Origin of the sequence: Streptomyces sp. NPDC047525 (assembly GCF_040643025.1) — a bacterium.
GTDB lineage: Bacteria > Actinomycetota > Actinomycetes > Streptomycetales > Streptomycetaceae > Streptomyces > Streptomyces durmitorensis.
The window spans coordinates 291,497-309,265 of sequence record NZ_JBEYTL010000005.1 but is presented as its reverse complement, the minus strand read 5'-3'; the positions used below and the strand labels follow the sequence as shown (position 1 = coordinate 309,265).

Genomic DNA, 17,769 nt, shown 5'->3' with positions numbered 1-17,769 from the left:
GCTCATTCCTCACATGCGTACGGGAACAGGGGGCGGGGGCATCTGTGGCATCAGTGGTGGAGCAGGACGATGACTGCGCCCCAGATGGTCAGGAGCACGTTTCCGACGGCGTAGGGGATCGTGTAGCCGAGCGTCGGGATCTGGGACCGGGACGTTTCGTTGATCGCGCCGATCGCCGCGGTGGTGGTCTGGCCGCCCGCGAGCACGCCCATCAGGATCGGGAAGCGGATCTTCTGGACGTAGTGCCCGAAGAGGAAGCCGACGATCAGCGGGATCAGCGTGGCGATCGCGCCGAACAGGAGCAGGCCCCAGCCCGCCGTCGACAGGCCCGAGGTGAAGCTCGGCCCGGCGTTGATGCCGACGACCGCGACGAAGAGGCAGAGCCCGAGGGTGTCCATGAACCACTGGGCGCCCGGCGGCACGTTCCCGTACGTCGGGTACTTGCCGCGGATCCACCCGAAGACCAGGCCCATGATGAGCGCGCCGCCGGACGTGGAGAGCGAGATCGGCACGCCGCCCGCGGTCAGCGCCGGGATGCCGATGCAGCCGCCGAGGAAGATGCCGAGGCCCACCCAGAGCATGTCGGTGGCGAAGGACGTCGGCACGGGCTTGCCGAGCTCCTTGCCCGCCGGGTCCACCAGGCGCTTGGGCCCGGTGAGGATCAGGGTGTCGCCGCGCTCCAGCTTCGTGGAGAGCCGGTAGGGGAACTCGGCGCCCGAGCGGTACAGCTTGGACACGTACACACCGACCATGAACGGCTCACGGCGCAAGTCACCGATGCTCTTGCCGAGTTGGGCCTTCTCGGAGGCGACGACGTGCAGTGACTCGGTCTGGTAGCCGAGGAGTTCGACGTCGTCGGTCTCGGAGCCGATGTGCGTGCGGGGATCGAACTCGACGAGCGAACCGCGCAGTGCGCTCAGCGCGAGGACGTCCCCTTCGCGCAGGGCGGTCTGCTGGTCGTGGTCGAGGATGTTCCCTTCCCTGCGTACGCGCGTGATGTAGACCCGGCGGCCCAGCTCGCGCTGCTGGTTCTCGAAGTCCTCGATGGTGCGCCCCGCGAGGTCGGGGCGCTGGAGGGTGTAGGCGCGCAGGACGACCTCGTAGTAGCCCTCGGCCAGGTCCGGGTTGTCGCCGGGGGCATCCAACTCCTTGGCCAGGGCGGCCGATTCGGCGGCCAGGTCGCGCCGGTAGAGCTTGGGCAGGACGTTGGCGAGCAGCATCGCGCAGAGGATCGTGCCCAGCGGGTACGTCACCGCGTACCCGATGGCGACCAGGTTCGACTCGCTCTTGACCTGCGCGGAGCTGAGCCCCGGCAGATTGGAGATCGCGTCGCCCGCGACACCGATGACGGCGGACTGCGTGAGCGCCCCGCCGAGCAGTCCCGCCGAGAGCCCGGGGCCGTAGCCGAGCATCGCGGCGAAGCCCCAGCAGACGAGCAGTCCTGTCACACAGACCACGACGGCGTTGAGGACCTGCGGAAGGCCGTCCTTCTTCAGGCCCCGGAAGAACTGCGGGCCGACCTTGTAGCCGAGGGCGAAGAGGAACATCGTGAAGAAGAGGTTCTTCACCGTCCCGTCGATCTCGACCTTGAACTGCGCCCCGAGCAGCAGACCCGCGATGAGACAGCCGGTGACCGCGCCGAGCCCGATGGCCTTGTAGCGCAGCTTCCCGAAGAGGAATCCGATGGCCACGGTGATGAAGACGAGCAGCTCGGGGTGGGGCTGGAAGATGTTCCGGTTGAGGAAGTCGATCATTTTCTACCCTCCGGTGCGCCGTCTCAGGCGCCGAGTACGCCGACGAGGATCGGCCCGGTCAGGGGGAGCAGGAAGTTCGAGAGCGCGTAGGTGATCGTGTAGCCGAGCAGCGGGACCGAGCTCTGGGCCACCTGGGTGACGGAGGTGATGGCCGGGGTCGAGCACTGCTGTCCCGCGATGGCGCCGATCAGGAGCGGTTTCTCGATCTTCAGGAGCTTGCGGCCGACGACGAGCGAGATCGTCGCGGGCACGAGGACCATCGCGATCCCGGCGAACGGGAGCAGCGCCCCGTACTCCTTGAGCAGCGGCCAGGCCTGCGGTCCCGAGACGAGCCCCGTACAGGCGATGAAGATCGCCAGGCCCATGTCCTTGAGGGTGTTGGCGGCCTGCGGCGGGAACGCCCCGAAGGTCTGCTTGCGGGAGCGGAACCAGCCGAAGAGCAGCCCGGAGATCAGACAGCCGCCGCCCGTGCCGAGCGACATCGGCACGTCGCCGAAGTGCACGACGACCTGGCCGAGCAGGGATCCCGCCGCGATGCCGAGGCCCAGGTAGATGAAGTCGGTGGCGTCGTTCTTGACGACCGCGCCGATCCTGGCGACCAGCTTGTTCAGGCCGGAGCGTGCGCCCACCAGGGTGAGCACGTCACCGCGGCGCACGGTGGTGCCGCCGGCCGCGGGCAGGTGCTGATCACCGCGCAGTACGTCGGTGACGTACACGCCGTCCTTGATGAACTCGGGATGCGCGCGCTGCAGCTCGTCCACGCTCAGGCCGTCCGACGCCTTCTCGGTGACGGCGACCTGGGCGGTGGCGAGCGGGGTGTCGACGCCGGGGATGCCGGGGGTCTCGGGGCCGATGAGGTGCCCGGACTCGATGACGTTGGCGCGGCGGCCGACCACGAGGACCAGGTCGGAGAGGGTGAGCGCGAGGCCGGGCGCGGGCGTGAGCAGCTTGCTGCCGCGTTTGACGGCCTCGACGGTGACCCGGCCGTCGAGCTCGGACTCCAGGTCGCCGACGGTCCTGCCGTCGCCCGTGGTCACCAGATAGGTGCGGCCGACCATGCCGGGCAGGGCCTGGCGCTCGTCGGACTCCAGGCCGCCGCCCGCGCCGCGCATCTTCTCCCACAGCTCGCGCGAGGCGTCCCGCAGGTTGATGCGCAGCATCATCGGCATGATCTGGCTGGTGTAGAGCACGATGGTGATCAGGCCGAAGAGGTAGCAGACCGTGTACGCGGTGGCGACGTGCCCCTGGTACTGGGTGATCTGGTCCGGGGTGAGCCCGTCCAGCTTGCCGATGGCCTCGGTCGCCGTACCGACGACGGCCGACTCGGTGGCCGCGCCCGCCAGGATGCCCGACGCGGTGCCGACGTCCAGGTCGAAGGCCTTGGCGAGGCCGAGCGCGATGCCGAGGACACAGACGAGCTCGATCCCGCAGAGCGCGAAGAAGCGCAGGCTCTCGCGGTTGAGGTTGGAGAAGAACTGGGGGCCCGCGAGATAGCCGAGGGCGAAGATGAAGAGCGCGAAGAAGATCGTCTTGACGTCGTCGGAGACGACGACCTTGGCCCAGGCGCCGAGCAGCAGCGAGACGATCAGCGTGCCGCAGATGCCGCCCAGGGTGATGGGGCCGACGCGTACCTTGCCCACCAGGTAGCCCAGGGCGAGGCAGATGAACAGCGCGAACTCGGGGTGATCACGGAGTACGCCCACCGGCGCTCACCGTGCCTGATCTATGACGATATGTGGCATACGGGAAACCTAAGGAGCCGAGTGCCGGGGTGCCACTCGGCTCCTGGTCCGTTTCCCGCGGGGTCAGCCCACGGCGCCCTCCAGCGGCAGCTCACCGGCGGCCGCGACCGCCGCGTACCAGTGGGCGCTGGACTTGGGGACGCGGGCCTGCGTCTCGTAGTCGACGTACACCGCGCCGAAGCGCTTGCTGTAGCCGTACGACCATTCGAAGTTGTCCATCAGGGACCAGAGGTAGTAGCCGCGGACGTCGGCCCCGTCCGTGATGGCCCGGCGCACGGCGGCCAGGTGGCCGTGGAGGTAGGCGATGCGCTCCGGGTCGTGGACGCGGCCTTCCGCGTCGGGCTTGTCGTCGTAGGCCGCGCCGTTCTCGGTGACGTACAGCGGAAGGCCGGGCGCCTCCCGGGTGTAGCGCATGATCAGCTCGTGCAGCCCCGTCGGGTCGATGGTCCAGCCCATCTCGGTGCGGTCGCCCGGCGTCTGGTGGAAGGCCACGTCGTCGGAGCCCGGCCACGGGGAGTGCTCGCTCGCGCCGTGCCCGTCGGCGCGCGCGCTGCCCGGGTCGTCGTGCGCGGCCGAGACCAGCGCGGGCGTGTAGTAGTTCAGGCCGAGGGCGTCCAGCGGCTGGTGGGCCGCGGCCAGGTCGCCGTCCTGCACGAAGGACCAGTCGGTGACCCGGGCCGTGTCGGTGAGCAGGTCCGCGGGATAGGCGCCGTGCAGCATCGGGCCGTGGAAGACGCCGTTGGCGAGGTTGTCGATGCGGCGGCGGGCGTCCAGGTCCGCGGGGCTCTCCGAAACCGCCCTGACCACCGAGGAGTTGAGGCTCACCGCAACGCGGGCACGGGCCGGGAGAGCCGCGCGCAGCGCCTGTGTGCCCAGGCCGTGCGCGAGGTTGAGGTGGTGCGCCGCCTGCAGCGCGGCCGCCGGGTCGGTGCGGCCGGGGGCGTGCACGCCGGAGCCGTAGCCCAGAAAGGCGCTGCACCACGGCTCGTTGAGCGTGATCCACGACTCGACGCGGTCACCGAGCGCCTCGGCGACGAAGCCCGCGTACTCGGCGAACCGGTAGGCGGTCTCCCGCGCGGGCCAGCCGCCCGCGTCCTCCAACTCCTGCGGCAGGTCCCAGTGGTAGAGGGTCAGGGCGGGCTTGATGCCCTTGCCGAGCAGCTCGTCGACGAGCCGCCGGTAGAAGTCGAGGCCTCGCTGGACGGCGGGGCCGCGTCCGGTGGGCTGCACCCGCGACCAGGAGACGGAGAACCGGTAGGCGTTCAGACCGAGGTCCGCCATGAGCGCCACGTCGTCGCGGTAGCGGTGGTAGTGCTCGACGGCCACGTCACCGGTGTCGCCGTCGGCCGTCCTGCCGGGCGTGTGGCTGAAGGTGTCCCAGATGGAGGGGGTGCGGCCGTCTTCGCGTACGGCGCCCTCGATCTGGTACGCGGACGTGGCCGCGCCCCAGAGGAAGTCGGCCGGAAAGGTGAGGGATTCAGGCATGGAAGCGCTCCCATGGGAGGAGGGAAGAGGACAGGGAAGAGCGAGGGTGGGGCGGGTCACCAGGGCCGAGGTGGCGGCGGCTCGGCCCTGGCGGGAGAGAAGTACGGCAGGCGGAAGGGGGGCTCAGCCCTTGACCGCGCCCTGCATGATGCCGCTCACGATCTGCTTGCCGAAGATGATGAACGCCAGGAGCAGCGGCAGCGTGCCGAGCAGGGCGCCCGCCATGATCACCGCCCGGTCCGGGATGTAGCCCGTGCCGAGCGAGTTGAGCGCCACCTGCACGGTGGGGTTCGACTGGTTCAGCGCGATGATCGGCCAGAGGAAGTCGTTCCAGGCCATGACGAACGTAAGGAGACCGAGGACCGCCATCGCGGGCCGCGCCGCCGGGAACACCACGTGCCAGATGATCCGCAGGCTGCTGGCCCCGTCCATCCGGGCCGCCTCGATGAGCTCGCTCGGCAGCGCCTGGAGGAGGTACTGCCGCATGAAGAACACCCCGAAGGCGCTCACGAACGTCGGCAGGATCACCGCCTGGAGCTGGTTGGTCCACTGCAGGTCCGCGATCCACAGATACAGCGGTACGACGCTGAGCTGCGGCGGCACCATCATCGTGCCGATGGTCAGCAGGAGCAGCAGCCCGCTGAACTTGAACTTCAGCTTGGCGAAGGCGAATCCGGCGATCGTGGAGAACAGGACCGTGCCGATCGTGATGCTGCCCGCCACGATCGTGGTGTTGAGCATCGCGTCGCCCAGGCTCGCCTCGGTCCACGCCCGTTCGAGGTTCTTGAACAGATTGCCGCCGAACCACAGCGGCGGCGGGGTCTGGGCGAGCCGCCCGCTCGTGCGCGAGGCCGCGATCGCCGTCCAGATCAGCGGCGCGAGCGAGACGGCCGTGAACAGCGCGAGGACGACGTAGGTCACGGGCCCCGCGTGCATCGTGCGGCCGGCCTTCAGACCCAGGGGACGCCCGGCCTTGGGGGCCACGGGACGCCGGTCCTCGGGGGCCATGGTGCCGGACTTCATTGGGCCTTCCTCAGACGTCGGGCGATCAGCAGATTGACCGCGGCGATGAGCAGCAGGATCACGAGCATCAGCCAGGCGACGGCCGAGGCGCGCCCCAGATGGCCGTTGATCCAGCCCTGGTCGTACAGATAGAGACCCAGCGTCTGGAACTGGTGGTCCGCGCCGCCCTTGGACCCGGCCGTGCCGCCGAACAGCAGCGGCTCACCGAAGAGTTGGGTCGCCCCGATGGTCGAGACGACGACCGTGAACAGGATCGTCGGACGCAGCATCGGGATCGTCACGTGCCGGAACTGCTGCCAGCGCGATGCGCCGTCGAGCGAGGCCGACTCGTACAGGTCGTGCGGCACGGCCTGCATCGCCGCCAGATAGATCAGCGCGTTGTAGCCGGTCCACCGCCAGATGACGATCGACGACACCGCGAACTGCGAACCCCAGGACGATTCACGCCAGTTGACGGGGTCGATGCCGACGGACCCGATCACCCAGTTGACCATGCCGCCGTCCCAGGCGAACAGCAGCGTGAAGACCAGCGACGCGCTCGCCACCGAGGTGGCGTACGGAGCGAGCATCGCCACGCGCCACAGGGTGGAGCCGCGCAGCTTGTAGTTGAGCAGATGCGCGATGCCGAGCGCGACGGCGAGCTGGGGGACGGTGGAGATGATGCCGATGGTGAAGGTGTTGCCGAGCGCGTTCCAGAAGTAGTCGCTCTGCAGCAGGTTGGTGTAGTTCTCCAGGCCGAGCCAGGTGCTGTCGTCGAGGTTGGTCAGCTCCAGGCGGTGCAGCGATGCCCAGCCGGTGTAGAGCAGCGGGAACAGGCCGAAGGCGCCGAAGAAGAGGAAGAACGGGGCGACGAAGACGTACGGCGACGCCTTTATGTCCCAGCGGTACAGGCGACTGCGCCACGAGGACGTGGGGGAGCCTTTGCGGCTCCCGGACGCGGCCGGGGCCGCGTCCCCCTCACCGGGGGACGCGGTCTCGGCGTACTCAGCGGTCTCGGACATGCGCGTCACTGTCCCAGAACATCCTTGATCTCCTCCTGGGCGGCCTTCCAGCCCTGCGCCGGAGACTTGCCCTGTTGCTCCACCTGGAGGACACCGATGTCCGTGATGGACTGGCCGATCTGGGCGTCCTTGACGCCGTAGACGGCCGCCGGGGTGTTCTCCGCGATGTCGGCGAAGATCTGCGTGATGGGCGCGTCATTGAAGTACGCCTTGGTGGCCGGCGACGGCTTCAGCGTGTCGTACGCCGACGGGGTGGACGGGAAGCTGGCCTGCTTGGCGAAGACCTTCGCGAGCTGCTCGGGCTGGGTCAGCCAGACGGCGAGCTCGGTCGCCTCCTTCTTGTGCTTGCCCGCGCTCGGCACACCGAGGAACGTGCCGCCCCAGTTGCCGTCCGTGGGCGCCTTGGCCATGTCCCACTGGCCCTTGCCCTCGGGGCCCGTCTTCTCCTGGATGTAGCCGGCCATCCACGCGGGGCAGGCCACGGTGGCGAACTTGGCGTTGGCGAAGCCCTGGTCCCACGTCGGGTCGAACTGCTTGAGCTTGGACGACATGTCGCCCTTCGCGACCTTCATCGCCGCGTCCCAGGCGTCCTTGCGGCCCTGGCTGTCCTCGTAGATCTCCTTGCCGCCCTTGTCGTAGTACCGCTCCTTCGCACCGGCGAAGACGGCGTTGTAGACACTGGAGGCGGAGTCGACGAACTTGGTCTCGCCGGGGGCCTTCTTCATGTACTTCTCGCCGAGCGCGACGTACTTGTCCCAGTCGCCGGCCCACTCCTTGGCGAGCTCCTCGCGGTCGGTGGGCAGACCGGCCTTCTTGAAGAGGTCCTTGCGGTAACAGAGCGCCGTCGGGCCGATGTCGACGCCGAGGCCGACCGTCTTGCCGTCGTCGGTCGTGGCCTGCTTCCACTTCCAGTCGAGATACGTGGCCTTGTCCACGCCCTCCGCCTTGCTCAGGTCCTCGAACTTGGCGCCCTGGGTCTGCACGACCTCGGTGATGTTGCTGACCTCTATGGCCGCGACGTCGTTCACGCCGGCGCCCGACTGGAGCTGGGTCAGGAGCTTCGGGTAGTAGGCGTCGTTCCGCTCGATGACGTTCTCTTTGATCTTGATGTTCGGGTGCGACTTCTCGTACTCGGCGTAGAGACCTGCCTGCTTCAGGCCAAGGACGCCGAACGTGCCCACATTGAGCGTGACCTTGCCGTCACCGCCCTCCGAGCCGCTGTCGTCGTCGCTGGAACAACCGGCCAGCAGGCTCGTGGCCAGCGCGGCCACGGCCGCGAAAGCCACCAGACGGTGTGGTCGGCGGGAACTCGTGCTCATTGCGTCCTCCTGTTGCCTGACGTGCCGACCCCCCGGCCAACTGCGCTTCTTGCCCCGTTGTTTGACTCTTCGGCTCGGGCGGGGAACGTGCGGGTTGTGTACGTGTCAGGTAGTGTGGGAGCGCTCCCACAAGTGATGAGTTGAAGAGTCGTGGCTGGGGGCGGGGGTGTCAAGGGACCGGACATAGAGATATGTCTTCAGTTATCGGGCTGTTACTCGGGCCGACACTCGGGGCGCCGTGAGGGTGCTCGCGCGTTCGGCCCAGCCGCCCGGTGATGATCAGGCTGTTACATTCCTCTACATTCCTCGCCGGGGGAAGTGCGACGGGAGGCGGACAATGGCAGCTCACGGTGCGCGCAGCCGCAGTGGCGGGCGACCGACCCTGGAGGAGGTCGCCGCGAGGGCAGGGGTGGGCCGCGGGACGGTCTCCCGGGTGATCAACGGCTCGCCGCGGGTGAGCGAGGCGACCAGGACGGCCGTCGAGGCCGCCGTCGCGGAGCTCGGTTACGTCCCGAACACGGCGGCCCGTGCCCTGGCCGCCAACCGCACGGACGCCATCGCCCTGGTCGTGCCCGAGCCCGAGACCCGCTTCTTCGCCGAGCCGTACTTCTCCGACGTCCTGCGCGGTGTCGGGGCGGAGCTCGGCGAGACGGAGATGCAGCTCCTGCTGATCTTCGCCGGGAACGACCGCAGGCGTCAGCGCCTGGCGCAGTACCTGGCGGCCCACCGCGTCGACGGGGTCCTACTGGTCTCCGTCCACGCCGACGACCCCTTGCCGGACCTCCTCGCCCAGCTGGAGATCCCCGCGGTGATCAGCGGCCGCCGCTCGGCCGACGAGGCGCTGCCCTCGGTGGACTCCGACAACTTCGCGGGCGCGCACTCGGCGGTGGAGCACCTCCTGGCGCGCGGCCGCACGTCCATAGCCACCATCACCGGCCGCCTGGACGTCTACGGCGCCCAGCGCCGCCTGGACGGCTACCGCGCCGCACTGTCGGACGCGGGCCGCCCCGCGGACGAGCGCCTGATCGCGCCCGGCGACTTCACGGAGGAGGGTGGCCGCCGGGCGATGGCGGAGCTTCTGGAGGCCTGCCCCGGCATCGACGCGGTGTTCGCGGGTTCGGACGTGATGGCCGCGGGCGCGCGCCAGGTCCTCCGGGAGGCCGGGCGCCGGATACCCGACGACGTGGCCCTCGTCGGCTTCGACGACTCGGCCATCGCCCGGCACATGGACCCGCCGCTGACGAGCGTGCGCCAGCCGATCGAGGAGATGGGCCGGGCGATGATCGACCTGCTGCTCGCCGAGATCGCGGACGACCGCCCGGCATCCGCCCGGCGCCTCGAACACCGCCAACTGGTGCTGCCGACGGAACTGGTGGAGCGGGAGTCGTCCTGAGGCTTCTGCGGGCCGCCGACGCGGGAGGCAACCGACGGCCCTTGCGCCCCGGCGTCCCGTACCGACACGGGCCGCACGAAGCGCCACACGCACTCTGCACCTGCCCCGCGCGAGAGGGAAGGGTGTGCGCGGGCAGACCATGAGGGCGGCGTTCGCGCCCCGTGTGAGAGCGTGAAAGCCGAACCGTCGCGAACATGAAGAAGGCCCGATCCGCTTTCGCGGATCGGGCCTTCTTCATTCAGGGTGAGTGACGGGACTTGAACCCGCGGCCACCTGGACCACAACCAGGTGCTCTACCAACTGAGCTACACCCACCATGTCCGGTCGTTTTTCTTTCTTCCGACCGGCCGAGAAAAAGTGTACAGGGTCCGAAGGGGTGCTCGCGCACGCGTTTTCCGGACCCCGTACAGAAGGGTTCCGCGGAGGCTACTCCGCAGGCAGCACGTACTTCGCCGCGATGGTTTTCGCGGTGTCCGAGTCCGGTCCGGGCTGCGGCACGAAGACCGCCTCGCGGTAGTAGCGCAGCTCGGCGATGGACTCGCGGATGTCGGCAAGCGCCCGGTGGTTGCCGTTCTTGTCCGGGCTGTTGAAGTACGCCCGGGGGTACCACCGCCGGGCGAGTTCCTTGATGGAGGAGACGTCGACGATGCGGTAGTGGAGAAACTCCTCCAGTGTCCGCATGTCGCGCAGCAGGAAGCCGCGGTCGGTGCCGACCGAGTTCCCGCAGAGCGGAGCCTTGCGCGGCTCCTTGACGTGCTCACGTACGTACGCCAGGACCTGCTCCTCGGCGTCGGCCAGGGTCGTGCCCGAGGCCAGTTCGTCGAGGAGCCCCGAGGTGGTGTGCATTTTGCGCACCACCTCGGGCATGGTCTCCAGCGCCGCGTCCGGCGGGCGGATCACGATGTCCACACCTTCGCCGAGCACGTTCAGTTCCGAGTCGGTGACCAGTGCGGCCACCTCGATAAGTGCGTCATCCGTCAGCGAGAGCCCGGTCATCTCGCAGTCGATCCACACCATGCGATCGTTCATGCGTCTTACCCTACGGCGCGCTCCTCTGGCCGGGCAGTGGCGGACGGCCTGGCGCGTACACATCCGAGCTCGGCTTTCCCGGATCCGCGGACAGCGACGCCGACGGGCCGAAGGCGCTCGCGGCAGCCGTACGCCGTGTCTGGGACGGAACAGGGCCGCTCTCCGTGTTCACCGTCGGCGTGCTGGGAACGGGCGCCGCGGATTCCAGCATGGCCCGCTCACCCCCCTGCGGCCTGCGGGCGCGGTAAGCGGCCCGGTAGGCAGCGGGCGAGGAACCCAGCTGACGGCGGAAGTGGCCGCGCAGGGCCACGGGCGAGCGGAAGCCGCAACGGCCCGCGACCTCGTCGACGGAGTAGTCGGAGGTCTCGAGCAGACGCTGCGCCTGCAGTACGCGCTGAGTGATCAGCCACTGCAGGGGAGCGCTCCCGGTGAGCGAGCGGAACCTGCGGTCGAAGGTCCGCCTGCTCATGTAGGCGCGCGCGGCCAGGGTCTCCACGTCGAACTGCTCGTGGAGATGTTCCAGGGCCCAGGCGACGACCTCGGCGAGCGGGTCGGCGCCGATCTCCTCCGGTAAAGACCTGTCGAGATAGCGCTCCTGGCCGCCGGCCCTGCGCGGAGGCACGACGAGCCTGCGGGCGAGCGCGCCCGCCGCCTCGTTGCCGTGGTCGGTGCGCACGATGTGCAGGCACAGATCAATTCCGGCCGCGGTCCCCGCGCTCGTGAGCACGTCGCCGTCGTCCACGAACAGCTCACGCGGGTCCACATGGACGGACGGATACCGCTTGGCCAGCGTCGGTGCGTACATCCAGTGCGTGGTCGCCGGACGGCCGTCCAGCAGGCCGGCGGCCGCGAGCACGAACGCCCCGGTGCACAGGCCCACGATGCGGGCACCCTCTTCGTGCGCGCGGCGCAGCGCGTCGAGTGCCTCCGGCGGCGGCGGTGATGTGATCGACCGCCAGGCCGGCACCACGACGGTGCCCGCACGCCCTATGGCCTCCAGGCCATGTGGCGCGGTGAGTTCGAGCCCCCCGGTCGTACGCAGCGGACCATCTTCACCGGCGCACACCAGCAACCGGTAACGGGGGACCCCGGCGTCCTGCCGATCGATCCCGAACACGGAGAGCGGTATGGAGCTCTCGAAGATGGGGCCACCGCTGAACAGCAGCACCGCGACAATCTCCCTGCGGCGGCGTCCGGAAAGCTTCCGCGACGCGGCTTCTTGCACGGCAGTGGAGTCGTGGCTCATGGTGCTAAGCCCCCCTCGGTCGTCGCGGCTCCCTGTGCTTGGCCAGGCCTGATTTCTCTGTGTTTTCTGCGGTCTCTGTGTTCCCGGCGCTCTTGGCGTTCCTGTCGGACCTGTCGCTCCTGCACGTTTCCCCTCGGTCCTCCACCAGTCCCCCGCCGTAATACAGTCATGATCGAATCTACTGCGTCCCGTGCCGCCGGGGTGACCAGTTAAGGACCCGGCACTATGTCGACATGGCAACTTGGCGTGAAGCAGTCGATCACGAAGCGTTGCACTCACGGGCGTTGCTGGGAAGTGCGCCTCAGCTCCGTGGCCGGTCCCCGTAGGGTTCAGGCGGCCTCCGCATGCCTTTCAGCCCTGGTGGGACCGGGGTTGAGTACCCCTTCGGCCAAGGAATGCATGGCCATAGGAAGTTGGCTGAAAAGACACGGTGGAGTGCGCGCGAATCGGTCAGTCCTCCGGCGCTGACCCACCAGCATGCCGACCGCCCCGGTGCGCCCCCGCGCCCGTCCTTCCGTGCCGCCCGCGGCGCTCGCGGCTCTGCTCCTCGACCAGCCGCGCCGCGCCCCGCTCGGACTGCCGCAGGAGCAGCCGGCAGACCCCGGTGACGGCCACGAGTCCGAGGGCCGACCCCGCGGCTCCCGCCAGCGATGTCCCGTACCCCACGAGGACGACGGGAACCAGGACGCAGCTGAACGCGGCCCAGCGGACGACATCGCTCGCCGAGTCCTGCGCGGGGGCGGGCGGCGTCTCCTCGGCGCGCGGTGCCGGGACACCGCCGCGCGGGCGCTCGTGCGCCCCCTGCGGTGGGCGTCGGCGGCTCTGCGTCGTGACTCGTGAGGACGTCGTGACTTGTGAGGACACGGACGGCGGTCCAGGCACGGCGGGCTCCCTGTGGCGGTGGCGTACCGAAGTTCAACGCGTGGTCGCTCGGCCGGTCACTGGCGTGAACCGTGTGGCCGATCGCAGCCCACGCGGGTGGGTGCCCAAACCGCCTGTACGGGGCAGCAACCATTGCCATACGGGCGCTGCTCATGCATGCTCCGGTGAACGCCGTGAGGCTCCCGCAGGGCCGGAAACAAGCTCTGGGCAGGAGAGGAGTGTCGCCGTACCCTTGGGGGTATGGGGTTGGGAAGATGATTCCCGGACACAGCTCCGGTGGTCGCCGCTCCTCCTCGTCCCTGCCCGATCCTGTCCGTTCTGCTCCATACTGCGCCGTACGACCCGAACAAAACCGACCCTCCCACAGAGGACTCCTTCGCCGAGACACCCATGGCCGGTCACGAATTCTCCGAACCAGCGGACCGCAAGCGGCAGGTCGCCGATCCCACGGCGACCCCCCAGGCGGCGGAAGAACCACGTCATTCCTGCGATCCGGCCTTCCGGCACGGGGTCGTCGTCGGTTTCGACGGCTCGACCTCGAGTGAGCGCGCTCTCTCGTACGCGATCGGGATGGCCCATCGCTCGGGCTCCGGCCTGATCATCGTGCACGTCGCCAACAGACTCCCCACCACGGTGTGGGCGGGCTGCGAGCCCCCGGTCTTCGTCGACGTGCCGGACCACCGCACGGAAGTGCTCGGCCTCGAGCTTGCCTGTGCGGACTATCTGGCCGAAGTGCCCTGGATCCTCGTCGAGCGCGGCGGCGACATCTGCCACGAACTCGAAGAGGTCGGCAGGGAGTACTCGGCGGACGCGATCGTCGTCGGGTCGACGCACGGGATCGTGGGGCGCATCTTCGGCTCGGTCGCGGGCCGGCTCGCGCGCCGTGCGCAACGCCCCGTCGTCGTCATTCCGTAACGCCCCTTCGTCCCAGGTGGGATGAGGGCGTTCCGGAGTCAACTTCCTTCCCGTGTAGATAAATCTACTCGCGCGTAGAGGTGGTTTGTGCCCTTGTGAAGGGTACGTACTGGTGGCGCAACAACTGCACACCGCACATGAAGGGAGCCCGCCGTGGACAAAGAAGTCTCTGCGGGAAGCACCACCTCGACTCTCGGCCATCTCGCCCTGGGGCTCACGCTGTTGGCCTTCGGGATCGGTCACACCGAAGTGATCGACGGAGTGACGGCGGCGGATGCCGTCACCCTCGCGACGTATCTGGGAGGCGTCGCCCTGTTCGTCGCCGGTCTCTTCGCGTTCCGCGACAGCGACGCGTTCACCGGCACGGCGTTCACCGCGCTCGGCGCGCTCTGGTTCACCTGGGGCGTCTCGGCCGATGCGCAGGTCTCGGCCAACGCGGCGGGTCTCTTCCTGCTCCTGTTCGCGCTCGTCACGCTCAGCCTCGCCCTGGGGGCGTCCGGCGGCAGTGCGCTCGCGCGGGGGACGTACGGACTGCTCTTCGTGTCCCTCGTCCTGATCGCCGTCGCGCTGTTCGGCGACAGCGCCGGGCTCGCGAAGGCGGGCGGCTGGTTCGCCGCGGTCGCGGGCCTGCTCGCCTGGTACGGAGCCACGGCAGCCCTGGCCCACTGGCCCACGGCCCTCCCCGGGCGCCCTGCCGGCCGGGGAGTGACGGCCACCGGCTGAGGCAGGCGCGGGTCGGGGGAATGGGCGCCCCCGGCCCTTCTGGGAACGGGCCCCCTGCGCTTGGTGGCACGCATGGGGCCCGTTCCGTTTGTCTGCTCCGCGCCCCTTACGGGGGGTGCCTCTACTCCACCGTCACCGACTTGGCGAGGTTGCGCGGCTTGTCGATGTCGCGGCCCAGGGCCAACGCCGTGTGGTAGGCGAGGAGTTGGAGCGGGATGCCCATCAGGATCGGGTCCAGCTCGTTCTCGTTCTTCGGGACCAGGATGGTCTGGTCGGCCTTCTCCTGCTCCTGGTGCGCGACCGCGAGGATCTTGCCGCTGCGGGCCTTGATCTCCTCCAGGGCGGCGCGGTTCTTCTCCAGGAGGTCGTCGTCCGGGACGATCGCGACCGTCGGAAGCGCGGGCTCGATGAGCGCGAGCGGGCCGTGCTTGAGCTCGGAGGCGGGGTAGGCCTCGGCGTGGATGTACGAGACCTCCTTGAGCTTCAGGGAGGCCTCACGGGCCACGGGGTAGCCGCGCACGCGCCCGATGAAGAGCATCGAGCGGGCCTCCGCGTACTCCCTGGCGATCTTCTTGATCTCGTCCTCCTGCTTGAGGATCTCCGAGATCTGGCCGGGCAGCTTGCGCAGGCCCTCGATGATCCGCTTGCCGTCGGAGACCGACAGGTCACGGATGCGGCCCAGGTGCAGGGCGAGCAGGCCGAAGGCGACCGTGGTGTTCGTGAAGCACTTGGTCGACACGACGCAGACCTCGGGGCCCGCGTGGACGTACACGCCCGCGTCCGCCTCACGGGCGATGGCGGAGCCGACGACGTTCACGACGCCCAGGACGCGGGCGCCCTTGCGCTTCAGCTCCTGGACGGCGGCCAGCACGTCGTACGTCTCGCCGGACTGGGAGACGGCGATGTAGAGGGTGTCGGGGTCCACGACCGCGTTGCGGTAGCGGAACTCGGACGCCGGCTCCGCGTCCGCGGGGATGCGGGCCAGCTCCTCGATCATCTGGGCGCCGATCATGCCCGCGTGGTACGAGGTGCCGCAGCCGAGGATCTTGACGCGGCGCACCTTGCGGGCGTCGTGCGCGTCGAGGTTCAGGCCGCCGAGGTGCACGGTGGAGAAGCGGTCGTCGATGCGGCCGCGCAGGACGCGGTCCACGGCGTCGGGCTGCTCGAAGATCTCCTTGTGCATGTACGTGTCGTGGCCGCCCATGTCGTACGACTCGGCCTCCCACTCCACGGTGGTCGGCGAGGCGGTCGTGCGCGAGCCCTCGGTCGTGTAGGTGCGGTAGTCGTCGGCCTTGAGGGTGGCCATCTCGCCGTCGTCGAGGGTGACGACCTGGCGGGTGTGCGAGACGAGCGCGGCGACGTCCGAGGCGACGAACATCTCCTTCTCGCCGATGCCGAGGACGACGGGCGAGCCGTTGCGGGCGACGACGATGCGGTCGTTGAAGTCGGCGTGCAGGACGGCGATGCCGTACGTGCCCTCGACGTGGCGCAGGGCCTCGCGGACCTTCTCCTCCAGGGTGTCGGCCTGGGCGCGGGCGATGAGGTGGGTGAGGACCTCGGTGTCCGTCTCGGAGAGGAACTCGATGCCGTCGGCGGTGAGCTTGGCGCGCAGCTCGGACGCGTTGTCGATGATGCCGTTGTGGACGACGGCGACCTTGTTGTCGCCCGACATGTGCGGGTGCGCGTTCTCGTCGGACGGGGCGCCGTGGGTGGCCCAGCGGGTGTGGGCGATGCCGGTGGTGCCCTTGAAGCGGGCGGGCACCTTGGCCTCCAGGTCGCGGACGCGGCCCTTCGCCTTGACCATCTTCAGGCCCGTGGCCTTGGGGCTGGTGATGACGACGCCCGCGGAGTCGTAGCCGCGGTACTCCAGGCGCTGGAGGCCTTCGAGGAGCAGCGGGGCGACGTCACGCTTGCCGATATAACCGACGATTCCACACATAGAGGGTGTCCTAGCCGTAGATGATGCGGCGCAGCTGCCGAAGGGTGAGTTCGGGCGGCGCGACCGCGCGGTAATGGAGATCCGCCGAGATCTGTTCGAAGATCGCCGCGTTCAGCAGGCCCTGACCTTGCAGTTCGCGGTGGCGGCGACGGACGAATTCCTCGGTCGTCTCGTCGAAGTAGGCGAGCACGTCCTGGATGACCCGCAGAGCTTCGCCCCGCTGGAGCGGGGTGCTGCGGGTCAGGTGGTCCACCAGGTCGTCGTGCATTCGTTGATCCTGGAGGAATAGCCCTCTGCGTGCAACAATCCTGCCCGGAATCGGGCAGGGGCGTGGCGAAAACCGGCCCCGATGAGCCTAGAGTCGCTTCAGTACGGCCTGCTTGGCGGCGGCGAACTCCTCATCGGTGAGTATCCCGGACTGGTGAAGCTCCCCGAGCTCCCGCAGCCGCCGCAGCAAGGCGTCGTGATCGTCCTCCGCCGGGGCGGGCGCGACAGCCGCAGGCAGGGGGCCCGGAGCCCGCGGGGACTCCGCGAGGCCCGGCGCCTCCGCCGGATGAGGCAACCGCACCTGCACAGCGGCAGCGACCAGCGCCATCAGCGGATCCTTCTTGAACCCCCACAGCTCGACCGAGTTCGGGTCGTACTTCGGAGGGGCCTTGGTGGGGGAGTGCCGCACGGTGAAGCGGAGGTAGCCGTTCTCCAGGCCCACGGCGGGCTGCCACTCCACCGCGGCCACATCCGCGAGCGCCAGCGACCGCGTACCGGACGCGGACTTCGCCTCCTCCGTCTTCCAGTTCCACTCCAGGCGGATGTGCTCGCCGTCGAAGCTCGCCGTGCCGTCCCCCGCCGACACCGAGAGCGGCACCGAAGGGCCCGGCAGCAGATAGCTGTCGCAGGAAGCGGCCGGCACCTGCTCGATGAGGAGTGCGTTGCGGACCTCGTCCACGACGTACTCCGCCACCCCGTAGCGGTCCGACTCCACCGTCAGTTGGTACGGATCCGCGGCGTCCCCGAGCTTGCCCCCGGCGGCCTGCAGCAACGGATCCGCGCCGTCCCGCAGCCGCAGCCTCAGCCGCCCCGACTTCTTGCCCTGCTCGAAGGCGATTCCGGCCAACGCGCCCAGCGGCACGGCCAGTTCCCCCAGCGACTTGCGCAGCAGAGACACGTTCTTGTCGCGTCCCGGCACAAGGCGCAGCGTCTCTCCGTCGAAGGTCCAGGTTCCGTCGCGCTGGATGATTTCCGCCATGGGGGCGATTCTTCCATCGGCGGGCGGCCGAAGTGGTCTACACCCTTGACCCGCCACGGGGTGCGAGGGTCC

General features: G+C 69.2%; 15 protein-coding genes and 1 tRNA gene. 3 read left to right on the top strand and 13 right to left on the bottom strand.

The genetic code is table 11. The features are described from left to right. Positions 1-50: 50 nt before the first annotated feature. From aspT (ABZ833_RS16835) to ABZ833_RS16810, 6 genes are all read right to left on the bottom strand, one after another. Entirely contained in the window at positions 51-1,754 is a 1,704-nt protein-coding gene (gene aspT, locus ABZ833_RS16835; RefSeq protein ID WP_361046931.1) for an aspartate-alanine antiporter, read from the bottom strand. Positions 1,755-1,777: 23 nt separating this feature from the next. After that, the gene (gene aspT / locus ABZ833_RS16830; RefSeq protein ID WP_361046928.1) at positions 1,778-3,457 is read right to left on the bottom strand and encodes an aspartate-alanine antiporter; all 1,680 of its coding nucleotides are present in this window, start codon (positions 3,455-3,457) and stop codon (positions 1,778-1,780) included. A gap of 102 nt (positions 3,458-3,559) precedes the next feature. Continuing rightward, the gene (locus tag ABZ833_RS16825; protein WP_361046925.1) at positions 3,560-4,981 is read right to left on the bottom strand and encodes a GH1 family beta-glucosidase; all 1,422 of its coding nucleotides are present in this window, start codon (positions 4,979-4,981) and stop codon (positions 3,560-3,562) included. A gap of 123 nt (positions 4,982-5,104) precedes the next feature. After that, positions 5,105-5,989 (bottom strand): carbohydrate ABC transporter permease, encoded by an 885-nt coding sequence (locus ABZ833_RS16820; protein ID WP_361047503.1) that lies wholly within the window; start codon positions 5,987-5,989, stop codon positions 5,105-5,107. An 11-nt stretch (positions 5,990-6,000) separates the two neighbouring features. Beyond that, entirely contained in the window at positions 6,001-7,005 is a 1,005-nt protein-coding gene (locus ABZ833_RS16815) for a sugar ABC transporter permease (protein ID WP_249589781.1), read from the bottom strand. A gap of 5 nt (positions 7,006-7,010) precedes the next feature. Continuing rightward, on the bottom strand, positions 7,011-8,324 hold the full coding sequence (locus ABZ833_RS16810; protein ID WP_361046921.1) for an extracellular solute-binding protein: 1,314 nt from the start codon (positions 8,322-8,324) through the stop codon (positions 7,011-7,013). Positions 8,325-8,661: 337 nt separating this feature from the next. Between ABZ833_RS16810 and ABZ833_RS16805 the strand changes: the two genes are divergently transcribed. Further along, positions 8,662-9,717 (top strand): LacI family DNA-binding transcriptional regulator, encoded by a 1,056-nt coding sequence (locus tag ABZ833_RS16805; RefSeq protein WP_361046918.1) that lies wholly within the window; start codon positions 8,662-8,664, stop codon positions 9,715-9,717. A gap of 242 nt (positions 9,718-9,959) precedes the next feature. On the opposite strand, the gene ABZ833_RS16800 is transcribed toward ABZ833_RS16805, so the two are convergent. The 4 genes from ABZ833_RS16800 to ABZ833_RS16785 all read right to left on the bottom strand — a co-directional run bounded on the left by ABZ833_RS16800 (position 9,960) and on the right by ABZ833_RS16785 (position 12,856). Beyond that, a tRNA-His gene (locus ABZ833_RS16800) sits at positions 9,960-10,032 on the bottom strand. 111 nt (positions 10,033-10,143) lie between these two features. Next, positions 10,144-10,746: an oligoribonuclease gene (gene orn / locus ABZ833_RS16795; RefSeq protein ID WP_249589784.1), complete on the bottom strand. Its 603-nt coding sequence runs from the start codon at positions 10,744-10,746 to the stop codon at positions 10,144-10,146. A gap of 10 nt (positions 10,747-10,756) precedes the next feature. After that, the gene (locus ABZ833_RS16790; RefSeq protein ID WP_361046915.1) at positions 10,757-11,992 is read right to left on the bottom strand and encodes a helix-turn-helix domain-containing protein; all 1,236 of its coding nucleotides are present in this window, start codon (positions 11,990-11,992) and stop codon (positions 10,757-10,759) included. Between the two features lie 450 nt (positions 11,993-12,442). Next, positions 12,443-12,856 (bottom strand): hypothetical protein, encoded by a 414-nt coding sequence (locus tag ABZ833_RS16785; RefSeq protein WP_361046912.1) that lies wholly within the window; start codon positions 12,854-12,856, stop codon positions 12,443-12,445. A 408-nt stretch (positions 12,857-13,264) separates the two neighbouring features. Between ABZ833_RS16785 and ABZ833_RS16780 the strand changes: the two genes are divergently transcribed. Both ABZ833_RS16780 and ABZ833_RS16775 read left to right on the top strand, forming a co-directional pair. Then, a complete protein-coding gene (locus tag ABZ833_RS16780; RefSeq protein ID WP_135333169.1) occupies positions 13,265-13,789 on the top strand; it encodes a universal stress protein in 525 nt (174 codons plus the stop codon). A 153-nt stretch (positions 13,790-13,942) separates the two neighbouring features. Next, on the top strand, positions 13,943-14,512 hold the full coding sequence (locus ABZ833_RS16775) for a GPR1/FUN34/YaaH family transporter (protein ID WP_361046909.1): 570 nt from the start codon (positions 13,943-13,945) through the stop codon (positions 14,510-14,512). Positions 14,513-14,633: 121 nt separating this feature from the next. On the opposite strand, the gene glmS is transcribed toward ABZ833_RS16775, so the two are convergent. The 3 genes from glmS to ABZ833_RS16760 all read right to left on the bottom strand — a co-directional run bounded on the left by glmS (position 14,634) and on the right by ABZ833_RS16760 (position 17,697). Then, entirely contained in the window at positions 14,634-16,451 is a 1,818-nt protein-coding gene (gene glmS / locus ABZ833_RS16770; protein WP_361046907.1) for a glutamine--fructose-6-phosphate transaminase (isomerizing), read from the bottom strand. Between the two features lie 10 nt (positions 16,452-16,461). After that, a complete protein-coding gene (locus tag ABZ833_RS16765; RefSeq protein ID WP_249589789.1) occupies positions 16,462-16,719 on the bottom strand; it encodes a hypothetical protein in 258 nt (85 codons plus the stop codon). A gap of 87 nt (positions 16,720-16,806) precedes the next feature. Beyond that, entirely contained in the window at positions 16,807-17,697 is an 891-nt protein-coding gene (locus tag ABZ833_RS16760; RefSeq protein ID WP_361046904.1) for a DUF4429 domain-containing protein, read from the bottom strand. Between the last annotated feature and the right edge of the window lie 72 nt (positions 17,698-17,769).

Excerpts from the sequence above, each read along its gene's own strand:
- ABZ833_RS16805 (WP_361046918.1), top strand. The coding sequence starts at position 8,662 with ATGGCAGCTCACGGTGCGCGCAGCCGCAGTGGCGGGCGACCGACCCTG.
- ABZ833_RS16760 (WP_361046904.1), bottom strand. The coding sequence starts at position 17,697 with ATGGCGGAAATCATCCAGCGCGACGGAACCTGGACCTTCGACGGAGAG.
- ABZ833_RS16780 (WP_135333169.1), top strand. The coding sequence starts at position 13,265 with ATGGCCGGTCACGAATTCTCCGAACCAGCGGACCGCAAGCGGCAGGTC.
- ABZ833_RS16765 (WP_249589789.1), bottom strand. The coding sequence starts at position 16,719 with ATGCACGACGACCTGGTGGACCACCTGACCCGCAGCACCCCGCTCCAG.
- ABZ833_RS16790 (WP_361046915.1), bottom strand. The coding sequence starts at position 11,992 with ATGAGCCACGACTCCACTGCCGTGCAAGAAGCCGCGTCGCGGAAGCTT.
- ABZ833_RS16815 (WP_249589781.1), bottom strand. The coding sequence starts at position 7,005 with ATGTCCGAGACCGCTGAGTACGCCGAGACCGCGTCCCCCGGTGAGGGG.
- ABZ833_RS16820 (WP_361047503.1), bottom strand. The coding sequence starts at position 5,989 with ATGGCCCCCGAGGACCGGCGTCCCGTGGCCCCCAAGGCCGGGCGTCCC.
- aspT (WP_361046931.1), bottom strand. The coding sequence starts at position 1,754 with ATGATCGACTTCCTCAACCGGAACATCTTCCAGCCCCACCCCGAGCTG.
- ABZ833_RS16825 (WP_361046925.1), bottom strand. The coding sequence starts at position 4,981 with ATGCCTGAATCCCTCACCTTTCCGGCCGACTTCCTCTGGGGCGCGGCC.
- ABZ833_RS16810 (WP_361046921.1), bottom strand. The coding sequence starts at position 8,324 with ATGAGCACGAGTTCCCGCCGACCACACCGTCTGGTGGCTTTCGCGGCC.
- glmS (WP_361046907.1), bottom strand. The coding sequence starts at position 16,451 with ATGTGTGGAATCGTCGGTTATATCGGCAAGCGTGACGTCGCCCCGCTG.
- orn (WP_249589784.1), bottom strand. The coding sequence starts at position 10,746 with ATGAACGATCGCATGGTGTGGATCGACTGCGAGATGACCGGGCTCTCG.